Source organism: Bradyrhizobium cytisi, assembly GCF_008123515.1.
Taxonomy (GTDB): domain Bacteria; phylum Pseudomonadota; class Alphaproteobacteria; order Rhizobiales; family Xanthobacteraceae; genus Bradyrhizobium; species Bradyrhizobium cytisi.
In genome coordinates this window covers 76,812-96,165 of sequence record NZ_VSSR01000016.1, presented here as the reverse complement: position 1 = coordinate 96,165, position 19,354 = coordinate 76,812, and the positions used below count along the sequence as shown (strand labels likewise).

Annotated in this window: 17 protein-coding genes and 3 pseudogenes; 12 read left to right on the top strand and 8 right to left on the bottom strand. The window is 63.9% G+C overall.

Going from position 1 to position 19,354, the window contains the following annotated elements:
* The first annotated feature begins 132 nt into the window (after positions 1-132).
* Positions 133-1,219 (top strand): annotated as a pseudogene (locus FXB38_RS09600) (LLM class flavin-dependent oxidoreductase).
* Here the strand turns inward: FXB38_RS09600 and FXB38_RS09595 are convergent.
* On the bottom strand, positions 1,216-2,556 hold the full coding sequence (locus tag FXB38_RS09595) for an LLM class flavin-dependent oxidoreductase (protein ID WP_148750623.1): 1,341 nt from the start codon (positions 2,554-2,556) through the stop codon (positions 1,216-1,218). The pseudogene FXB38_RS09600 and the gene FXB38_RS09595 sit on opposite strands and share 4 nt — an antisense overlap.
* A 627-nt stretch (positions 2,557-3,183) precedes the next feature.
* Here FXB38_RS09595 and FXB38_RS09590 point away from each other — a divergent pair.
* From FXB38_RS09590 to FXB38_RS09580, 4 genes and pseudogenes are all read left to right on the top strand, one after another.
* Positions 3,184-4,509 (top strand): O-acetylhomoserine aminocarboxypropyltransferase/cysteine synthase family protein, encoded by a 1,326-nt coding sequence (locus tag FXB38_RS09590; protein WP_148750622.1) that lies wholly within the window; start codon positions 3,184-3,186, stop codon positions 4,507-4,509.
* A gap of 20 nt (positions 4,510-4,529) precedes the next feature.
* Positions 4,530-4,679, top strand: a pseudogene (locus FXB38_RS44815) (FAD-dependent oxidoreductase); the annotation flags it as partial.
* Positions 4,680-4,747: 68 nt separating this feature from the next.
* A complete protein-coding gene (locus FXB38_RS09585) occupies positions 4,748-6,133 on the top strand; it encodes an FAD-binding protein (RefSeq protein WP_283812725.1) in 1,386 nt (461 codons plus the stop codon).
* 40 nt (positions 6,134-6,173) lie between these two features.
* Positions 6,174-6,512 carry a 4Fe-4S dicluster domain-containing protein gene (locus FXB38_RS09580; protein ID WP_246229781.1) on the top strand — a complete coding sequence of 113 codons (339 nt, stop codon included), beginning with the start codon at positions 6,174-6,176 and terminating at the stop codon, positions 6,510-6,512.
* A gap of 34 nt (positions 6,513-6,546) precedes the next feature.
* Here FXB38_RS09580 and FXB38_RS09575 read toward each other — a convergent pair whose 3' ends face one another.
* Entirely contained in the window at positions 6,547-6,957 is a 411-nt protein-coding gene (locus FXB38_RS09575) for a VOC family protein (protein ID WP_148750621.1), read from the bottom strand.
* A 218-nt stretch (positions 6,958-7,175) separates the two neighbouring features.
* On the opposite strand from FXB38_RS09575, the gene FXB38_RS09570 reads away from it, so the two are divergent.
* The 3 genes from FXB38_RS09570 to FXB38_RS09560 all read left to right on the top strand — a co-directional run bounded on the left by FXB38_RS09570 (position 7,176) and on the right by FXB38_RS09560 (position 9,489).
* Positions 7,176-8,156, top strand: a complete 981-nt coding sequence (locus FXB38_RS09570) for an NAD(P)-dependent oxidoreductase (protein WP_148750620.1) — start codon at positions 7,176-7,178, stop codon at positions 8,154-8,156.
* Between the two features lie 16 nt (positions 8,157-8,172).
* The gene (locus FXB38_RS09565; protein WP_187434768.1) at positions 8,173-8,955 is read left to right on the top strand and encodes a class II aldolase/adducin family protein; all 783 of its coding nucleotides are present in this window, start codon (positions 8,173-8,175) and stop codon (positions 8,953-8,955) included.
* Positions 8,956-9,087: 132 nt separating this feature from the next.
* Complete coding sequence (locus FXB38_RS09560) at positions 9,088-9,489, top strand: VOC family protein (protein WP_148750618.1); 402 nt, start codon at positions 9,088-9,090, stop codon at positions 9,487-9,489.
* Positions 9,490-9,529: 40 nt separating this feature from the next.
* Here FXB38_RS09560 and FXB38_RS09555 read toward each other — a convergent pair whose 3' ends face one another.
* Both FXB38_RS09555 and FXB38_RS09550 read right to left on the bottom strand, forming a co-directional pair.
* The gene (locus FXB38_RS09555; RefSeq protein ID WP_148750617.1) at positions 9,530-10,882 is read right to left on the bottom strand and encodes an FAD/NAD(P)-binding protein; all 1,353 of its coding nucleotides are present in this window, start codon (positions 10,880-10,882) and stop codon (positions 9,530-9,532) included.
* Between the two features lie 158 nt (positions 10,883-11,040).
* Positions 11,041-11,214: a type 2 periplasmic-binding domain-containing protein gene (locus FXB38_RS09550; protein ID WP_187434767.1), complete on the bottom strand. Its 174-nt coding sequence runs from the start codon at positions 11,212-11,214 to the stop codon at positions 11,041-11,043.
* A gap of 104 nt (positions 11,215-11,318) precedes the next feature.
* Between FXB38_RS09550 and FXB38_RS09545 the strand changes: the two genes are divergently transcribed.
* Positions 11,319-11,705, top strand: coding sequence for a hypothetical protein (locus tag FXB38_RS09545; RefSeq protein WP_187434766.1), 387 nt, complete (start codon positions 11,319-11,321; stop codon positions 11,703-11,705).
* Between the two features lie 103 nt (positions 11,706-11,808).
* A pseudogene (locus FXB38_RS43725) lies at positions 11,809-11,967 on the top strand (DUF2891 family protein); the annotation flags it as partial.
* 25 nt (positions 11,968-11,992) lie between these two features.
* Here FXB38_RS43725 and FXB38_RS09535 read toward each other — a convergent pair.
* From FXB38_RS09535 to FXB38_RS09520, 4 genes are read right to left on the bottom strand one after another with little or no spacing between them, the layout of a single operon-like run.
* Positions 11,993-13,717 carry a dipeptide ABC transporter ATP-binding protein gene (locus FXB38_RS09535; RefSeq protein ID WP_148750615.1) on the bottom strand — a complete coding sequence of 575 codons (1,725 nt, stop codon included), beginning with the start codon at positions 13,715-13,717 and terminating at the stop codon, positions 11,993-11,995.
* Positions 13,696-14,544: an ABC transporter permease gene (locus FXB38_RS09530; RefSeq protein ID WP_148750614.1), complete on the bottom strand. Its 849-nt coding sequence runs from the start codon at positions 14,542-14,544 to the stop codon at positions 13,696-13,698. The genes FXB38_RS09535 and FXB38_RS09530 overlap by 22 nt, the downstream gene beginning before the upstream one ends.
* A complete protein-coding gene (locus FXB38_RS09525; RefSeq protein ID WP_148750613.1) occupies positions 14,541-15,551 on the bottom strand; it encodes an ABC transporter permease in 1,011 nt (336 codons plus the stop codon). The genes FXB38_RS09530 and FXB38_RS09525 overlap by 4 nt, the downstream gene beginning before the upstream one ends.
* Positions 15,552-15,589: 38 nt before the next feature.
* On the bottom strand, positions 15,590-17,242 hold the full coding sequence (locus FXB38_RS09520) for an ABC transporter substrate-binding protein (RefSeq protein ID WP_148750612.1): 1,653 nt from the start codon (positions 17,240-17,242) through the stop codon (positions 15,590-15,592).
* A gap of 635 nt (positions 17,243-17,877) precedes the next feature.
* Between FXB38_RS09520 and FXB38_RS09515 the strand changes: the two genes are divergently transcribed.
* Entirely contained in the window at positions 17,878-18,618 is a 741-nt protein-coding gene (locus FXB38_RS09515; protein ID WP_246229779.1) for an ABC transporter permease subunit, read from the top strand.
* On the top strand, positions 18,615-19,343 hold the full coding sequence (locus FXB38_RS09510; RefSeq protein ID WP_148750611.1) for an ABC transporter ATP-binding protein: 729 nt from the start codon (positions 18,615-18,617) through the stop codon (positions 19,341-19,343). The genes FXB38_RS09515 and FXB38_RS09510 overlap by 4 nt, the downstream gene beginning before the upstream one ends.
* The last annotated feature ends 11 nt before the right edge of the window (positions 19,344-19,354 follow it).

Below are 19,354 nucleotides of genomic sequence, written 5' to 3'. Positions count from 1 at the left end.
TGCTGTCGTCACAGTGCCGGTGCGCGACAAAGAAAATCTTTTGATCTCGGTCGTGCTTGATCTCGCACAGGCCATTGGCGAGAACGCGTGACAATTGCCGGATTGATCGAGAGAAAGTTACGGGAGAGCACGATGGCGACTGCGCCTCTTCGCTTCGGAATCTGGGCGCTGGTGCATGGCCCGCGTGCCGCGCACCAGGACCCCGAAGAACCCTATGACGCCTCTTGGGAGCGCAACCGGGATCTGGTGCTGGCGGCCGAAGAGCTCGGCTATGACTCCACGCTGATCGCGCAGCACACGATCAATCCACATCAGGAAGACCTCGATCAGCTCGAGGCCTGGAGTGCTGCGGCCGCGATTGCGGCGCTGACGAAGCGCATCGAGATCATCGCCGCGATCAAGCCGTATCTCTATCATCCCGTTGTGCTGGCAAAGCTGGCACTCGGGATCGAGAACATCAGCCGTGGCCGGTTCGCGATCAATCTGGTTAATGCCTGGAATCGCCCGGAACTGGAGAAGGCGGGGATCGGCTTTCCGGAACATGACGCCCGCTATGCCTATGGCACGGAATGGATCTCGGTCGTCTCCCGCCTGATGGAGGGCGAGCGCCTCAACTACAGCGGTCAGCACTTCAACGTCTCCGATTATGCGCTGCGCCCGACCAGCCTCTACCGCAAGCGCCCGGCCATCTATGTCGGCGGCGAATCTGAACCGGCGCGTGATCTGGTCGCAGGGCACGGCGACGTCTGGTTCATCAACGGTCAGCCCCTGGAAGATGTGGTCGGCCTGATCGCCGATGTCGTGGCGCGTCCGCGCGGTGCCGCCATTGCGCTTCGGCCTGTCCGCCTTTGTCGTCGCGCGTGAAACCCGGGAGCAGGCGCAGGCCGCCCATGAGCGGCTGCTCAGCCTGGCCGCAAAGGATGCGCCGATGAAGGTGATCCAGAAGCAGAATACCGACCCCAAGGTCGTGATGATGCAGACCATGCAGAAGACGCCGCGCGTCGGCAGCAATGGTGGCACGGCCACGGGGCTGGTTGGCAGCTATGACGAGGTTGCGGCGCGCATCGAGGCGTTCCATGCCGCGGGCATCGAGCTCTTCATGCTGCAATTCCAGCCGTTCGAGGCCGAGATGCGGCGATTTGCACACGAGGTGATCCCCCGCGTGCGGGCAAGGCAATCGGCAGGAGCCGCCGAGAGGCTGGTCCAGCCCTCACACTAGGCCGATGCCACCTCCGGCGCCTGCTTCGCGAAGCGGCTCTCCGGCCGCGGCAGGCCGAAATGATCGCGGAGCGTCGATCCCGTGTATTCGGTCCGAAACAATCCGCGCTTTTGGAGGATCGGCACCACCGTATCGACAAAGGTTTCGAGCCCGGACGGCAGCACGTCCGGCATCAGATTGAAGCCGTCGGCGGCTCCGGCCCTGAACCAGGCCTCGATATCGTCGGCGATCTGCTCCGGCGTGCCGACGATGATGCGATGGCCAACACCGCCGCCGAGCGCGCGGATAAGTTGTCGTACCGTCAGATTGCCGCGCCGGGCAAGATTCACGGTGCCTTGGAACATCGTGTGATTGGCGTTGACCGGCAACGGCAGCGGATCCGGCAGTGGTTTGTCGAGATCGAGCAGCGCCGGATCGATCTGGAGCGTGCCGGCAAGACGCGCCAGGCTGTATTCGATCGGCACCAGCTCCCAGAGCTCGTCCTGCCGCCGCTGCGCCTCGGCCTCGGTGCTACCGATGACTGTGGCAAGCCCCGGCAGAATGACGATGGAATCGCCCGAACGACCATAAGTCGCGGCGCGCGCACGCAGGTCGCGCGCATATGCGACGCCTTCCTCGATGCTCTGCGCCAGCGTGAACACGGCTTCTGCATAGGCCGCCGCGAAGTCGCGGCCGTCGTTCGAGCCGCCCGCCTGCACCGTGACCGGTCGTCCCTGCGGAGAGCGCGGGACATTCAGCGGTCCGGCCACCGAATAATGCGGGCCACGGTGCGCGATCGAGTGCACTTTCGACGTATCGACAAATCGCGCGCTCGCCTTGTCGCCGACGAAGGCGTCGTCCTCCCAGCTGTCGAAAAGCGCTTGGACGACTTCGGTGAATTCCTTGGCGCGCTCGTAGCGGGCCTTGTGCTCCGTCACCGACGAGAGGCCGAAATTCCGGCCTGAAGCGGCGTCTGCCGTCGTGACCGCGTTCCATCCCGAACGTCCGCCGCTGGCATGGTCGAGCGTCACGAAACGGCGCGCGATATTATAGGGCTCGTTATAGGTCGTGGACACCGTGCCAATCAGGCCGACGTGGCTGGTTGCGGCGGCGACCGTTGCGAGCACAATGGTGGGCTCCATCGATGTGAACGACCGGTAATCGATGCGATCGTTCACGGCCGGAGAGTCGGCGAGGAAGATCGCATCGAGCTTTCCGCGCTCCGCAATCTGAGCAACACGGACATAATGACCGAGATCGAAGAAGGCGCGCGGATCGCTGTCCGGCAGTCGCCAGGCCGACGGATAGACGCCGGCGTGAAGCAGGTTGACGTTCAGGTGCAATTGGCGTGGCGACATGGCACGTTCCGTCGGTGACTTTACGATACAGACGCAGATATCGTGCCGTGGCGGTCGAATGAAGCGCAAAACTGTCGTATGCGCGAATTCGCAACGTTCGCTGCGCGGTGATCGCTCTCGGTAGGGAAAGGCTGCGCTGGACTGTGGTTGGGCGAGAATATCGTTCGCTAACCTGATTACCACGATGCTGTCTTGCCACTGTTTTGCCCGACAGGTCAAATGACCTGAGCTTGATGAAATCAAGCTCGTTTGGTGGCTCGCCCTCGCCACGGAAAGCTGCTTCGCGTTCTGCGCCCGCGTGTCGATTCAACCAAACCTGACCTCGGCTTAAGCCGCGCCACACCCGGCAACCGGCCGGTGGCGGTTCTACTGTGCATGGGGTTGTTTTTCAGATTCTTGTTTGGAGGGAGCGCAACTCGCCCGCTTTAGGACTCTTTTGCGCGAGTGAGTTTGTTTCCAATTCGGCGAACGATTGGGAACAAACGAATTCCGAAATCGCGATCAGGCAGCACGCGCATCGCTATTTTTCGCACCCGCTCGACAGCGCAAAAATCAAAACGCATCCTTCGACCGACTGGCGATGCGGACCGAGCGCCGCGCGTGCCCTAGAGATCGAAGGAGTTGCAGATGGCTTTGGAGACCCGGAACTTCGAGACGCTGGCGCTGCATGGAGGGTCGTATCGCACCGATCCGGCCACCGGCGCGGTGGCGGTTCCGATCTACCAGACCACGTCATTCCAGTTCGAGAATACCGATCACGCCTCGCGCCTGTTCGCGCTCGAGCAGATCGGCCCGATCTACACCCGCATCGGCAATCCGACCCAGGATGCGTTTGAAACGCGGCTTGCCGCGTTGGAAGGCGGAGCGGCTGCGCTTGCGGTGTCCTCCGGACAAACGGCTTCCGCGTTCGCGATCTTCAACATCGCGCAAGCCGGCGACAACATCGTGTCGTCGACCGATCTTTACGGTGGGACCTGGACGCTGCTTTCACAAACGCTGAAGCAGTTCGGCATCGAGGTCCGGTTCGTCGACCCCTCGGATCCCGAGAACTTCCGCCGCGCAACGGACGCCGGGACGCGGGCCTATTTCGGCGAGACGCTTCCGAATCCCAAGCTGAACGTCTTTCCAATCAAGGAGGTCGCCGACATCGGCCGCTCGCTGGGCGTGCCGCTGATTCTCGACAACACGGCGTCGCCCCTGATCGCGCGTCCGTTCGAGCACGGCGCTGCGGTGGTTGTCTATTCCACGACAAAATATATCGGTGGCCATGGCACCGCGATCGGTGGCGCCATCGTCGATGGCGGCAATTTCGACTGGGCGGCACATGCGGACCGCTTCCCGCTTCTGAACAAGCCTGATGAGGCCTACCACGGCGCGATCTGGACGGAAGCCGCGAAGCCGCTCGGCCCGATCGCCTACATCCTTCGCGCCCGCGTCAAGCTGCTGCGCGACCTCGGCGCGTCGATCGCGCCACAAAATGCCTTCCAGTTCATCCAGGGTCTCGAAACCTTGCCGCTGCGCATCCGTCAGCACAACGAGAACGCCGTCAAGGTCGCGAACTTCCTCGCCAAGCACGCCTCGGTCTCGAACGTGATCTTCCCCGGCCTGCAAAGCGGCGAGAACCGGCGCAGGGCGGAGGCTTATCTGAAAGGCGGCTATGGCGGCCTCGTCGGCTTCGAGCTGAAAGGCGGCGTCGAGGCCGGCCGGCGTTTCATCGACGCGCTAAAACTGTTCTATCACGTCGCCAATATCGGCGATGCGCGATCGCTGGCTATCCATCCGGCGTCGACGACGCACCAGCAGCTCACCGCGGCCGAGCAACTGGCCGCGGGTGTCACGCCCGGCTATGTGCGCCTGTCCGTCGGGATCGAGCACCCCGACGACATCCTGGCGGATCTCAGCCAGGCGCTGACAGCTGCCGACGCTGGCGCCGGTGCGCGCAAAGCAGCGTGAAACGAATCGTCTGAGAGATTATGGCGTCGGCACCACCCGAAGAGCTGTTGATAACGACCGACGTGCTGATCGTCGGCGGCGGGATGGCGGGCGCCTGGGCGGCGACATCCGCCGCGCAGGCCGGGGCGAAAGTCGTGCTGGTCGACAAGGGCTATTGCGGGACCAGTGGCGTCACGGCCGCGGCGGGGCCGGCCATTGGTGGGTCCCGCCGGATCCTCCCGCGGCGCGCGATGCAGCCGTGGCCAATCGTGTTGCGAGCGGCCTTGGTCTTGGCGAAGCGGAGTGGATGTATCGCATCCTCGACCAGACCTGGCGCACGCTGCCGACGCTGGCGCGCCACTACAAGTTCGGGGCCGATGACGAAGGGCGGGTAAACTACCGCGCCGTGCGGGGGCCCGAATACATGCGCGCGCTGCGGCAGCAGGTGCTCAGCCACGGCGTCACCATCCTCGATCATTCGCCTGTTCTCGAGCTTCTGGCGCGATCCGACGGGTCGATCGGCGGCGCCCGCGGCCAGCGCCGGCAGGATGGCGGGCGGGCGTACCGGATCGAGGCGGGAGCGGTGGTGCTCGCAGCCGGCGGGACCAGCTTCCTGTCCCATCTTCTGGGATCCTGGACCAACACGGGGAATGGCTATCTGATGGCGCCGGAGGCTGGCGCGGAGATGTCCGGCGTGGAGTTCACCGCGGCCTACACGATTGCGCCGGCGCATTCGACGATGACGCGAAGCATGGCCTATGCGTTCGCGACCTATTACGATGCCGACGGGCACGAGCTCGATCTTCCCTTTGGTCCCGACCAGACCATCGGCCTCGCCCGCGCGCTCCAGCGCGGCCCGGTCTATTGCTCGCTGCACCTTCTGCCTGATGACATTAAGGCGCGGCTGCACACGATCTCGCCGAATGTGCCGCTGGTGTTCGATCGCTGGGGCATCGATCCCTACCGCGACCGCTTTGAGGTCACGCTGCACAATGACGGCACCATTCGCGGGATCGGCGGGGTGCGTGTGCACGATGTGGATGGCACGACATCTGTTCCGGGGCTATTCGTAGCCGGCGACAACGCTTCGCGCGAGAAGGTTGCCGGGGCGATCTCTGGCGGCGGCAATGTCAACTCGGCCTGGGCTCTTTCGTCCGGTGTGTTCGCCGGACGTACTGCGGCATGCCTGTCGCGCGGCGTGAAGAGAAGCAAGAGCCGGCTTCGGCCGCTTGGCCGCGTCGGGCGCGAGCCGCGCAGTGGCGCGCAGACCGTCGATCTCGCCGCGCTACGAGACGGTGTGCGCGCCGAAATGCATCCGTTCGACAAGAATCTGTTCCGGACGAGACAAGGACTTGCGGCATCCATACGCGTGCTCGAGGGCTTGTGGGCCGAGCTCGCCGATCACGCGGACACTGGCACAATCGCCTCGCGCGAGACGGCGGCTCTGCTGGCAACGGCGCGCTGGTCGGTCGCCACGGCGGCAACACGCAACGAGAGCAGGGGTCTGCACCGCCGCGAGGATTTTCCCTCGCAGGATTCCGGATTTGCAACCCGACTGCTCAGCGGCGGATTAGATAAGGTCTGGGTGGCCGCCGATGGTCCGTCCGCGAATGCCGAAACTGGTCAACTCGAGGCGGCATCATGATCGAGCTCATCGTCGCGGACCACTGTACGGATTGCGGGATATGCATCGCGGTCTGTCGGCCAACGTGCTCGATTCCGGGCAAGACGGCCTGCCGATTCTCGCCCGTGTCGAGGATTGCCAGACCTGCTTCGTGTGCGAGCTCTATTGCCAGGCTGACGCGATCTACGTGGCGCCGGATTGCGACCGACACGTCGCTGTGACTGCGGAGGAGGTGGTGGCCTCGGGCCGTCTCGGCCAATACCGCAAGCATTCCGGCTGGGACGAATGGTCCGATCGCTATCCAAACGAGCAATGGCTCATGGAAACGGTGTTTCGTCGCGCCGGTGAGGCCGCGGCACAGGTGAGAGCGGAGCCGCCTGGCATCATCGGGAGGAAATAAATCGCTCTGGCTGCGGCCGCTCGGAAAAGTCATCCTACACGGCCGGATCGACAGAGATCGACGGCAGTACGTCCGCCGGATGTTTGTCGCGATGCTCGACGTATTCGACGATCGTATGGTCCGGATGTCGCACCAGCATGTTTCGTCCCGTCGGCACCGGCTTGGGCGCCTCCAGCACAGTCGCGCCGACCGTCGGGAGATGGGCGGCGAATGCGTCAATATCCTCGACCATGAAAGTCATGTGGGTTGCGGTGAACCGCTTCAGGCTCTGCTCGGTTCCGGCGATGAACAGGATTGATGCAACCTGCGCCAGTCTCAGGTCGTACTCGGGATAATCGAAGCGAAGGCGCGCCTTTTGACCGACCAGAGCCTCATAGAAAGCGACGGCCGCATCCAGTTGATCCAGTGGCAGACAACGCCGGGTCAGGATGTTGAGTACTTTCATGGGAGAACTCCTTGATCGCTACTCAAGATCGGATCGCTCGCTCCGATGTCAAGCGCGTGCGCGGGACGTAGCGTCTGCGAGCCGGCTGTAGAGACGAATTCTTATGCATCACTCGGGCGTGTCGTCCTGTTGTTGCAAGGGGCCAGCCATTTTTGAAAAGACTATCTTGCCGCAACCGCCTAGCATGTCTGCGTTATTGCCATCGTGAGCCGCCTGACATGAACACTCCCCGAATTGAAAATGGGCGCGCCTCCACCAGCGTGCGATCGCCGATCATCGTCAATCAGCTGGGCCCGGACATTCGTGCCGCACTTGCCGATCACTGGTCGCGCCCGCTGATCATCGATCATCCTGCCGATCGCGCGCCATGGGAGGTTGCCCCGGAGGCGGATGTGCTGGTGACGCGGCCGCTCGCGGGCTGGCACAAGGCGCCTGCGGACTGGCCGTTCGGCCTGCGCTGGATCCAGACCGCATCGACGGGCGTCGATTTCTTTCCGGCATGGCTACTCGAAGGTCCCGTGGTCACGGTCGGTCGCGGCATCTCGGCCGATCCGATCGCAGAATATGTCCTTGCGGCGATCCTTGGCTTCGAAAAGCGCATCCACGACATTCGGCCGCGCAGCCGCGAACAGTGGAAGATCACCCCGCTGGGCTCGCTCAGCGGCAAGACGATCGGGATCGCGGGCTTCGGCGCGATCGGCCGCGCTGTCGTCGAGCGCGTCAAGCCGTTCGGCGTCAACATCCGGGTTCTGCGGCGCTCGGCCTGGCCGTATGTCCTTCCGGGCATCCAGCCCGTCGACAGCATCGAGCAGTTGGTCGAGGTTTCCGATCATCTCGTCCTCGCTCTGCCGGCGACGACGAAGACGGCGCGTCTGATCAACGCTGACGTGCTGGCGCACGCCAAGACTTCGCTGCATCTGATCAATGTGGCGCGCGGCCGGATCATCAACCAGAGCGCTCTACTACAAGCGCTCGACGAAGGAAAAATTGCCGGCGCGACGCTCGATGTCACGGATCCCGAGCCACCGCCGGAGGGCGATCCGATCTATAGCCATCCCAAGGTCGTCCTGACCCCGCACGTTTCGTGGACGGGAGGAGAGGACGTCAAGCGGCTGGCCGACAAGACGCTGATCAACCTCGACGCCTATGCGCATGGCGTGCCGCTGGCCGACGTCTTCGACACGAATCTCGAATACTAGAAAAGGAGCCGCAACAATGAACAAGGTCGTCGAGAAGCCCAAGAAATACTCGCTGGTCGAGCGCACGCCGGCCGCGTCGTTCGAGGAGGAGCGGCTGCACCGCAAGCAGCGGCTGGCTGCAACGTTCCGCCTGTTTTCGCGCTACGGTTTCGATCAGGGGCTCGCGGGCCACGTCACCGTGCGCGATCCGGAGTTTCCCGAGCGGTTCTGGATCAATCCGCTGTCGAAGCATTTCAGCCAGATCAAGGTCTCGGACCTCCAACTCGTGGACCACGACGGCAACATCCTGATCGGCGACAAGCCGATCAACCAAGCCGGCTTCGTCATTCATTCGGCGATCCACGCCGCGCATCCGGAGGTGATCGCGGCCGCTCATACCCATTCGACTTACGGCAAGGCCTGGTCGGCACTCGGCCGCCTGCTCGATCCGCTGACGCAGGACTCCTGCGCTTTCTACGAGGATCACGTGCTGTTCGATCCCTTCTCCGGCGTCGTGCTGGAGGCGGAAGAGGGTCGCAAGATCGCGCAGGCGTTGGGTTCGAAGAAGGCTGCGATCCTGCAGAATCACGGTCTGCTCACGGTGGGACCGACCATCGAGGCGGCCGCGTGGTGGTACATCGCGATGGACAATGCCGCACGCGCCCAGCTGCTTGCCGAGGCCGCCGGCACGCCAAAGCCGATCCCGCATGAGATCGCGAGGCTGACCTCGCGACAGGTCGGTACGCACAAGGGCGGTTATTTCAGCTTCCAGCCGCTGTGGGACTGGATTACCGAGGCCGAGCCGGATTTGTTCAACTAGGATCGAGGCTTCTAAGCGAGACGGTTGCCCGGCTCGCCGAATTGCGCCACGCCGTGACATCGTGAGATATTGTAGCCAGCGGCTTGTCTCGTTCGCGCAAGCCGGCGCGACAACGGTGAGGAGCACGGCGACATGGCTAATGGTCTGCCAAACGAGGTTGAAGTCATTACCTTGTTCGTCGACGAGATTGCGTCGTCGAAAGCTTTTTACGCTAGGGTCTTCGCACCTGAAGTCGTCTGGGAAGATGCGGTCTCATCCGTGCTTAGATTTGGTGGACTCCTGATCAATCTTCTCGACGTGTCTCAGGCGCCTCCTCTCGTTGAGCCGTTGCCCGTTGGGAAGTCTTCTGCAGGAGCGCGGGTCTTGTTGACAATCAGGGTTCGTGACGTCGACCAAGTGTGCTCGGCCCTTCGGGAGATTGGTGTCGATCTGCTCAATGGGCCGATCGATCGCCCTTGGGGACGGCGAACCGCGTCCTTTGCCGATCCTTCAGGCCATGCCTGGGAGATCGCACAGGTGATTAAAGGGAGATAGAGAGCGCTTACAGCGAATCTGGCTCTCCGCTCCTGTGAACCTAAAGCGAATGGTTGCCGAGTCGCGCTGCCAGCTCCGCGCATTGCTGCCGGATATCGGGAACAGCGATGATCTCCCAGAACGCGGCCCGCGTCAGCGGGCCGACGGCGTAGAGGCGGCGAGAGGGAGACCCGTCACGATTGACGATCGCACACTCGCGCGTGACGTCGATGCCGATCCGCAGCGGATCGATGCGGGCAAGGCCGTCGTCGAGCAGGCTGCGCACGGCCGGGTTGGTGCTGGCGCCTGGATCCCGGACGATGCCGGTGCAGTCGACGATGGCTCCGACTTGCAGCTCGGACGTGTCGCTTTGACCGCGCCTGCGGTAGCGAACGATAGCGCCGCCGGGGTTAGGTGCGATGATGGTGAGTTTGCCGGCGATGATCGTCAGCCGCCTTGTCGCGAGAGCCTCCGCGATGCGAGCTTCGACCTCCGGTGCGGTGCGGTGGCGATGAACATCCCACCAGGCGCGGGCGTGTTCGAGGAATCGGCGCCTGGAGCTCAACGGAAGCTCGTGCCAGAGCCGCTGGGTGAAGGGCCTGATCGCGTCGATTGCACCGCGCCAGTCGCCACCCTCGGCGACATGCATTTCGACGCGATGACGAAACCAGCGCAACAGCGGCCCGATTTCGGCGCCGAACGGAATCTCGCTCTCGGCGAAGCGCATCGGATCGACGCGTCGATGAGCCCTCGGCAGCAGGCCCCGCCGCGACACGGCGACGATCCGCCCCTGATGTCCGTGTCGGAGCAGCGACAAGACATAGTCGACCATTGAGAGGCCGCTTCCCAGGATCAACACGGTCGCGTTCGTGTCGATGCCGGCGTCAGTGGGTGAGGCCCAGGGTTCGGCATGGCCAGCGAGCAGCGGTGCTGCGGCATCATGGCCGGTCGCGAGAACGGCCGTAGTGCCGGTGATGCAAGTTCCGTCCGCGAGCGTGACTGCGACGTCGGACGGATTTTCGCGGATGGTTGCGCACTCGCCGCGCACGATGGTCAAGCCTCGCGTCGGGTCGGCCGACATCAGCGGCGCGATCAGATCGGCGAGGTAGTCCCCGTAGGTCTGCCGGGGTACGAAGCAGTAGGGATCGGGACACAGCGGCCCGCCGGGCCGTGCACACAGCCAGTTCCAGAAATGTTCGGGATCGTCGGGCAGCGCGCTCATATTCGTCACGCGCACATTGAGCAGATGTTCCGGATTGCCTGCATGAAAGGCAAGGCCGCGGCCGATCTCGGGCCGTTTCTCGATTAACGTAACACGAACATGGGGTGTGTTGGTTTTCAGGAGTTGATAAGCGAGAAGGACGCCGCTGGCGCCCCCGCCGATGACGATCGCATGCCGCCCCTCCGGACCCATCGTGCCGCCCCCGTTTTGATCGTTCGGTCAACGTCCCAGGACTGCGATTGGTTCTACGGCTCAAATGCGTTGATAGTCGGACAAGTGCGATATTCTCTTCTTCGGCAAATCAATAGTGGCGACACTCTGTTGAGTAGCCCTTTGTTGGAACGATCTTGTCAGAATTCCTTGCAAACCCGATCGACCAATTCGATGAACCAGCGCAACGCCGGGTCGGCCACGGCGCGGCGCGTGTGGAGGAGGTCGATGGTGAATGCCTCCACATCGTAGGGAACTGGAACGATGGATACGCCGGTGGCTGTAGCGAAGCGGCGTGCGACGCGCTCGGCCATGGTCGCCGCGAGATCCGTGCCTGCAACCGCGAACGGCACCGCGACGACGTGAGCGAGGGTGATGGCTGTGCGCCGTTTACGAGCTCGCGCTTCGACTGGCGCTGTTGATCGGCAGCGCGGAGGGCGTCGCTTTTCTGCTCCGCCGGCATGCGGCGCCAGTGCTGGTGGCCCATGGCGGCGTGGTCGACGGGGTCATCGTTGCCGCGCTCCTCGTCTTTGCGGTGGCGACGATGGCTGGCATTCGCGCGCAGATCGCGGCGGATGTGCAGGCCGCCACGCTCTGCCTTGGGCTCGCCTTTGCCTGCAACGTTGCCCTTCAAGCTGCGGGTGCCGTGCTGTTGCCGGGCAATTTTGGCCAGCGACTGACCGTCGGGCTCATCCTCGGCAATCGTAATGTCGGCCTGGTCTGGTCGGCGCTCGGCGCTGCCGCCTCGCCGCGCATGGCCCCATACTTTGCAGCGACGCAATTGCCGATCTACATCCACGCCTGATCGAGACCTTGATCGACCGTGACAAACGAAGGGCCAGAGCATGACCACATCCCGTCTCACCCGCGAACACGCCGCCCATTTCGCTCGTATCGCGCTCGGCCATGTCGGGCGCGAATATCCGGCAGGCGATCCCCGTCGCGCCATGGCTCACGAAGCGGCGCACGAGCATCTGGCTGCGGGCCTTCCCCATATCGCCGAGCATTATATGGGTGAGCACTGGCTCGCGAGCTTTGCCGTGCTTGCGCTGGATGACGAGAAGTAAGCGGGCAGGCGCCCTCTGCAGTTACTCAATCCGCAGTCGCCAACTGCCGAAGGCGCGGGTGCGGCAGGTGTGCGGCGCCGGCGACACCTGACGGGATCGACGCCAGCAGCGACCTCGTATAGGGCTGCCGGGGATTGTCGAAGATCTCGGTGACAGCCCCGTGCTCGACGATGCGCCCGCGCTGGATCACCGAGACGGTGTGGGCGAGTTGGCGCACCAGCGCGAGGTCGTGAGAGACGAACACATAGGTTAGGCCAAGGTTGACCTGTAGCGAGAGCAGGACTTCGACGATGTCTGCCTGGACGCTGACGTCGAGCGCGGAGGTGGGCTCGTCGAGCACGATCACATCAGGCTTGAGGACCAGCGACCGGGCGATGGCGACGCGCTGGCGCTGGCCGCCTGACAGGGCTTGCGGCTTGCGGGAGAGCAGGTGCTCGCCGAGCCCGACGTCGGCCAGCGCCTCGCGAACCCGCTCGTCGCGCTCCTTGCGGGTTCCGATTCCGAATCGATCGAGCGGCTCGCGCACAAGATGCTCGACCGTCCAGGTCGGATCGAGCGACGTGAATGGGTTCTGATAGACCAGCTGAAGGTGGCGCCACACCGAACGTAGCTCATCGGGCGAGCGACCGGTGATCTGCTCGTCTGCGACCGAGATGGTCCCGGTGTCGGGTTGCTCGAGGCCCAGCAGCAGCCGGACCGCCGTGGTCTTGCCCGAACCGGACTCGCCGACCAGCGCGTGCGTGGTGCCGGCCGGGACGGTGAACGACAAATCGTCGACGGCGGTCAGCGTCTTGCCATCGACAGTGAAGGTCTTGGTGACAGCGCTGACCTTGATCTTCGGTGTCGCGCCGGCGCCGGTCTTGAGGGCTCGGATGCCGGTGTCGCGCAGCGCGGCGTAGCGGTCGGGGTTGAGGGCCGGGACATCCGCGCGCAGCTTCCTTGCGTAGGCCGACGCCGGCGCGGCGAAGACAGAAGCGGTTCGGCCGGCCTCCTGGATGATGCCGTCCTTGAGCACGACGAGCGCGTTCGCTCGCTCGGCGGCGATCGCAAGGTCGTGAGTAATGAGCAGCAGGCTGATCTTGAGGTCGTGCTGCAGCCGCGTGAGCAGGTCGAGGATCCGCTTCTGGATCGTGACGTCCAGCGCGGAGGTCGGCTCGTCCGCGACCAGCAGTGTCGGCCGTGGAAGGATCGCCAGGCCAATCAGCACGCGCTGGAGCATGCCGCCGGACAGCTGGTGCGGGTAGGAGTCGTAGACACGCCGGGCGTTGTCGAGCCCGACCTCGGCGAACGTCTCCAGGATGAGCCGCTTGCGGACCGCCCTGTCGGGCTCGTCGAGGAGCGCGGCCGCCTCGTGTGCCTGGGCACCGATCGTGCGCACCGGGTTGAGCGCGTGAGCGGGGTCCTGCGGGACGAATCCGATGGCTCGCCCCCGCAGCGGCCGGAAGCCGCGCTCGGATATCCCGAGCACCTCCTGGCCGTCGAACGCGACGCGGCCGGTTGCGTGTCCGCTGCTCGGGAGCAGCCGCAGTACTGCGCGGGCGATGGTCGACTTGCCCGAGCCGGACTCCCCGATGAGGGCGAGGCTCTCGCCGCGGCCCAGTTCGAACTCCGCATTGGTCACGACCTCATTCGGCCCGTAGGAGACCGACAAGCCGTTGACGCGGAGAAGCGGAATCGGGCGCAGCGGCACCGGCGCGACAAGCTCGGCGCGCGTGAGTGTGTTGGTGGTCAGTCTGTCGTGCGAAGCCATCGGCTGATCCTGTTCACGGAGAGCACTGTCGCGATCGTGACGAAGGCGGGCGCGTACACCAGCCATGGCCATTTCAGGTAGTCCTTGCCGATCGAGATCAGCAGGCCCCAGTCGGAGGCGGGCGGGGGATCGCCGTAACCGAGGAAAGCAAGGCTCGCGATCACCAGGATCGACAGGCCGAATTGCAACACCGCGAGCGGGAGCACCGAGCGCGATGCGTTCGGCAACACGTGTCGCAACAGGATGTGCCGGCGTGAGCCGCCCATCAGAAACGCCGCCTCGACGAAAATCGCTTGCCGGGTCTTGATGACTTCCGAACGCATCACCCGCGCGAACACCGCCACCGCCGAGACGCCGGTCGCAATGGCGGCGTTCGTGGTGTCGAAACCGATCGCGGTGACGACGATCACCGCCAGCAGGAAGTTCGGGATTGCCAGCAGCACGTCGACCAGGCGGGCGAGCACGATGTCCACCCAGCCGCCGAGGAAGCCCGCCAGCAGGCCGATGAGGCCGCCGGCAACAGTGGCGATGACGACGGCGATGAGCGCGCTCGTCACCGAGGAAGCCGTGCCATAGACGACCCGCGTGTAGAGGTCGCGGCCCAAATGGTCGGTGCCGAACCAGTGCGTCGTGCCGGGGCCAAGCAGCTTGTCAGCGGGGACACCGACGACCGGATTATGACTCGTGAACAAGCCCGGCGCCAGCGACCAGGCGATCACAAGCGCGATGACCGCGAACGAGAGCGCGACGGTCGGCGGCACCCGGAGGCCCGTCAGCCGGCTGATCGCCGCGACGCGCGACGCGGAGGAGACGGATGCGAGAGTCATGACGTCACCGCCTGGGACGTGGCAGTGGAGCTGTCGTCAGCGGTGGTCGGGCGATACTTGGGACCGCCGATCAGCTTCACGCGCGGGTCGAGCAGCGGGTAGACGAGGTCGGCGATCAAATTGACGAGCACGAACACTACCGCCGCGAGCGAGACGACCGCCTGCAGGACAGGCAAATCCTGCGTGCTCACCGAACGCTGCACCAGGCTGCCGATACCGGTGCGTCCGAACACCGTCTCGGTGATCAGCGAACCGCCGAGCAGTTCCCCGATGGCGAGGGCGATGACGGTGACCACCGGGAGCGAAGACGGCTTGAGCAGGTGTTTTGCGAACAGGCGCATCTGCCCGAGCCCGCGACCGCGCGCGACTGCGGCGTACTCCTGCTCGGATTCGTTGTCGAGGTTCGCGATGAGCACCTCGGCGATCCGCGCGGAGACGGGGATGCCGAGCGCGACCGCGGCGAAAAGAGTGGCCCAAAAGCTGTTCGGCGCAATCACGCGGAAGAGGCCGAGCTGAAACCCGAAGATGTGGATTAGCGCCAGGCCGATCACGAAGTTGGGCACCGACAGGAACAACGATGGGAGGCCCCGCAGCAAGCCCTGGCCGAACCGTTTCGGAAGAAATTGCGTGCCGTAGCCAATCGTCACCGCCAGCAGCAGCGCGATAACGAAGGCCGCGGACGCGAGGATCAACGTTGAAGGGAGCACCTCGGCGATCAGGGTTGTGACGGGTCGGTTGGACCGCATCGACAGGCCGAGATCGCCTGTCACGAAGTGGGACAGCGATGTCCAGAGCTGGACCGGGATCGGCTGGTCCAGGCCCTGGGCGGCGACGATTGCCTTTATCTCGTCCTCGGTGAACCCATTCTGCGGGTCGCGCAGCACGTTGGTGATGGGGTCGCCGGGCAGAATACTGACGACAACAAAGGTGAAGACGTAAGTCAGCAGGATGACGACGATGGCCTGGGTCAAGCGCTTCGCGGCATAGGACAGGTAGGCGCCTCTCATGCCGGTTGCCTCCTTAAATTGCATGGTTGCACTGCGCCTTACTCGCCTATCGTCGCCGTGTAATAGCTGGCGTAGGCGATGCCGTTGTAGACCTCTCCCTTGAGCTTCGGAGACTGCACGTAGATACGCTGGACGATCTGCGTGCGTGGAATGAAGTAGCCCTGCTCGAGGACGTAGGTCTGGAGCTGGTCGAGGAGCGGATCACGGATTTCGGTCGAGGCAGCGCCGGCGATCTTGTCGCGCAGCTCGTTGAGCTGCTTGTCGCTGTCGCCGAGGTTGAACCAGTTCTCGCCGTTGTTGGCGTCGGTGAGGATGCTGGCCACGGTGCCGGCGTCGATGAAGCTGCGCGTCACCTCGTAGGCCGGCACGGCCGGCCCGCCGAACCTGACCTTCTCGCCGAACGTCACGACGTCGTAGGCGCGGATGGTGACCTTCCAGCCGATCTTGCCGAGTTGCTGGGCGATGAGCTCGTCGATCGATTTCGCCGTCGCGAGATAAGGATTGGAGTAGAGCGTCAGCGTCAACTGCTTGCCGTCCCTGGTCCGGATGCCGCCAGCGCCCTTGGTCCAGCCCGCCTCGTCGAGAAGCTTTTCGGCCTTGCCGGGATTGTAGGCCAGGAGGTCGCTATGGTCGGTCGCACCGGGGACGTTGCTCTGGATAAAAGACGTCGCCAGCTTCCAGTCAGGTGTATAGACGGTATCGATGATTTCCTTCCGGTTGATGCCGGCCTGAAGGGCCTGCCGTACCTTCGCGTCGTTGTACGGCTCCAGCCTGGTGTTGATCGCCAGGCCGTTCACGAAGCCGAGATAGCGCGGTGTCGCAATCGTAAATCCGGCGTCCTTGAGGGACTTCAATTCCTGCGGCGAGGGGCTGTAGGCGACATCAGCTTGTCCAGATTGGACAGCGGCGACCCGCAGCGACGGCTCCGATACAAGCTTGTACGTGATCGAATTGAGGTAGGCCGGGCCGGTGTGACCGACTGCGGCGGGACCCCAATTGTAGTCCTTGCGCTTGACCAGCTTGACGAAGTCGCCCTCCTTCCAGGACTCGACCAGATACGGGCCGCTGCCGGATGTCTTGGCCAGATCAGCCTGCTGGGCGGCGGGTTGCGCGATGCTCTTTGGCGAGATGAGGATGGAGCCATGGTAGCCGAGCGTCGGGATGAACCCGAGTGTCGGCGCCTTGAAGACAACCTTCACGGTGGTTGCGTCGACAGCCTCGGCACGGTCGTAGGTCTTCGGGAAGAGGCCAACCGGGTTGATGCCCTCGCTCTTCCGTCCGGCGTACCAGATGTCGAGATTAGCGACGACAGCCGATGCGTCGAGTGCGCTGCCATCGGAGAACGTCACACCTTTCTTGAGGTGCAGGGTGAAGTGGGTGGCGTCGCTGCTCTGCTCCCAGCTCTCGGCGATCCAGGGACTGACCTTCCCCTCGGCATCGACATAGACGAGCTTGTCGGTCACGTGGCCCCAGATGTGGCCCTGGAAGCTGGAGATGGAGCTGTTGTTCGGAATCCAGGTGCCGCCGAGCGAGTCGATGAGGAAGGTGATGTCACCGACATTCTTCTGAGCGCCGGCACTCCGAGCTGGAGACAATCCCGCCATTGCCGTCAAGGCGGCGGCTGTCACCGCGGAGAGGGTGACTAACAGCCGTCGCCGGGAATGCGAGAACGAGGAGAAGCGTACAGTCATGGATAGCTCCTGATGATCGGCGGCGTCGATCGGGTCACAGTTTGCGTATCTGAGAAGATGCACAGGAGAAGCGAAATGAAGAGGCGTGGCCATTCCAAATTTCGCCTGAGACGGACAACAAATGCGTCTGGATAGGGGCAATGAGCGCGATAGTCGTTTTGTCTCCGACATAAAACGCGCTCGATCGACGTTGGCACATGACCGAACACGCCAACGATTGCTGCCTCGGTCGCGCATGAGTTCGAATTCAGCTTCGAGACAATCCTCTCGAGTACGTGATGTCGCGCGGCGCATCGCCAAATTGAAAAGACATTCTGCAAATGGCCGCGCGCGGTAGAACGGCACTGATGCCGAACGGCGAAAAATGAATTTCGCTACCATCGAATTGCGCGCCGGAGTTTGCGAAGGTGGCGCCGTCTCAGGTGAGACGGAGCAAGGTCGATTTCATGACGGATGCGTCGCTACTTTCCAGGCCTGTCGATGCGACAGCGTCGCCTGCGGCCGGTCGCACGGAACCATTCCCCCGTGCCGGCGAATCCGTGGTGACGGTGGTGGCCGACGTTACGCGTCCGTCGGAGCTGTCACGAGCGCGCGCACGTGGCCTGTCATGGCGCTCGTTCGCTCTGCCCTGGCTCTTGCCGCTCGGCCTGCTTTTCGTCTGGCAGTTCCTCTCGACGACGGGGATTGTGTCTACGGCGATCGTGCCGGCTCCGTCCGATATCTGGGACGCTGCGCAGCAGCTTGCCGAGCGCGGCGAATTGCAGCACGACATCCTCATCAGCCTTCGCCGGGTTGCCATCGGCTTCAGCATTGGCGCCCTCGGTGGGCTGCTGTTCGGATTGGCCGTTGGGCTGTTCGAGCCACTGCACGATCTTTTCGATCGCTCGCTGCAGATGATCCGGACCATTCCGCACCTGGCACTGGTGCCGCTGATGATCCTCTGGTTCGGAATCGGGGAGGAACCGCGGCTCATTCTGGTCGCGATGGGTTCGCTCTTCCCGGTCTACATCAACACGGTCGGGGGCATCTGCAATGTCGATCCCAAACTGATCGAACTCGGAAAGTCCTACGGACTTGGCCGCGCCGAACTGGTCTGGTCGATCATTCTGCCGGCGGCGCTGCAGCCGATCCTGGTCGGCATGCGCTATGCGCTCGGAGTGGCCTGGCTCACTCTGGTCGTGGGTGAAACGATCGCGTCGCGGGACGGGGTTGGATATCTCGTGCAGAACGCCCGTGAGCTACTACGCATCGACATCATCGTGCTCGCCATCATTCTTTACGCCATCGCAGGCTGGCTGTCGGATCTCATCACGCGCTTGATCGAACGGCGGCTCTTGCGCTGGCATCCGAACTATGCGGATCGGGTGAAGGCATGAGCGGAGCTAGCGTCAGCCTGCGCTCGGTCGGCAAATCGTTCGCCGGCCGCACGGTCCTTGACGATGTCGATCTCGACATCGCCGCCGGCCAGTTCGTCTCGATCATCGGACCCAGCGGAGCCGGCAAGTCGACACTCCTGCGCCTCGTCGCGGGGCTGGACGCGCCCTCGGGCGGTCGCATCGAGCTCCGCGCAACGGGCCGCAAGGCGGACGTGCGCATGATGTTCCAGGAGGATCGTCTGCTGCCGTGGCGGAGCGTCCTCCGCAATGTGCTGCTGGGCATCAAGGGCAGGAAGCAGGACGCGGGGCGCATCCTCGACGCCGTCGGGTTGCAGGGACGCGAAAGCGAGTTTCCGATCGGGCTGTCGGGCGGCCAGCGCCAGCGTGTGGCGCTGGCGAGGGCGCTGATCCACGAGCCGGACCTGTTGCTGCTCGACGAGCCGTTCGGCGCGCTCGACGCCATCACCCGAGCCGCGATGCAGTTGCTGCTGGAGCAGTTGCTCGTCGCGCGGCCCCGCACCGTCGTGCTGGTGACGCACGACGTCGAGGAAGCGTTGCTGCTCTCCGATCGTGTGCTCCTGGTCAAGGATGGCGGCATCGCGCGCGACTTGATTTTCGATCAGCCGCGCCCCCGGCATCGCGGCGATCCGGCACTGGCGACCCTGAAGGAAGAGCTGCTCGACGGTCTGCTCACGGCCGAGCGCGACTTGGCCGCCGTTGCATGAACAGACGAAAG

Excerpts from the sequence above, each read along its gene's own strand:
- FXB38_RS09510 (WP_148750611.1), top strand. The coding sequence starts at position 18,615 with ATGAGCGGAGCTAGCGTCAGCCTGCGCTCGGTCGGCAAATCGTTCGCC.
- FXB38_RS09580 (WP_246229781.1), top strand. The coding sequence starts at position 6,174 with ATGCATCGCGGTCTGTCGGCCAACGTGCTCGATTCCGGGCAAGACGGC.
- FXB38_RS09570 (WP_148750620.1), top strand. The coding sequence starts at position 7,176 with ATGAACACTCCCCGAATTGAAAATGGGCGCGCCTCCACCAGCGTGCGA.
- FXB38_RS09555 (WP_148750617.1), bottom strand. The coding sequence starts at position 10,882 with ATGGGTCCGGAGGGGCGGCATGCGATCGTCATCGGCGGGGGCGCCAGC.
- FXB38_RS09575 (WP_148750621.1), bottom strand. The coding sequence starts at position 6,957 with ATGAAAGTACTCAACATCCTGACCCGGCGTTGTCTGCCACTGGATCAA.
- FXB38_RS09525 (WP_148750613.1), bottom strand. The coding sequence starts at position 15,551 with ATGAGAGGCGCCTACCTGTCCTATGCCGCGAAGCGCTTGACCCAGGCC.
- FXB38_RS09565 (WP_187434768.1), top strand. The coding sequence starts at position 8,173 with ATGAACAAGGTCGTCGAGAAGCCCAAGAAATACTCGCTGGTCGAGCGC.
- FXB38_RS09520 (WP_148750612.1), bottom strand. The coding sequence starts at position 17,242 with ATGACTGTACGCTTCTCCTCGTTCTCGCATTCCCGGCGACGGCTGTTA.
- FXB38_RS09560 (WP_148750618.1), top strand. The coding sequence starts at position 9,088 with ATGGCTAATGGTCTGCCAAACGAGGTTGAAGTCATTACCTTGTTCGTC.
- FXB38_RS09595 (WP_148750623.1), bottom strand. The coding sequence starts at position 2,556 with ATGTCGCCACGCCAATTGCACCTGAACGTCAACCTGCTTCACGCCGGC.
- FXB38_RS09550 (WP_187434767.1), bottom strand. The coding sequence starts at position 11,214 with ATGGCCGAGCGCGTCGCACGCCGCTTCGCTACAGCCACCGGCGTATCC.
- FXB38_RS09530 (WP_148750614.1), bottom strand. The coding sequence starts at position 14,544 with ATGACTCTCGCATCCGTCTCCTCCGCGTCGCGCGTCGCGGCGATCAGC.
- FXB38_RS09590 (WP_148750622.1), top strand. The coding sequence starts at position 3,184 with ATGGCTTTGGAGACCCGGAACTTCGAGACGCTGGCGCTGCATGGAGGG.
- FXB38_RS09535 (WP_148750615.1), bottom strand. The coding sequence starts at position 13,717 with ATGGCTTCGCACGACAGACTGACCACCAACACACTCACGCGCGCCGAG.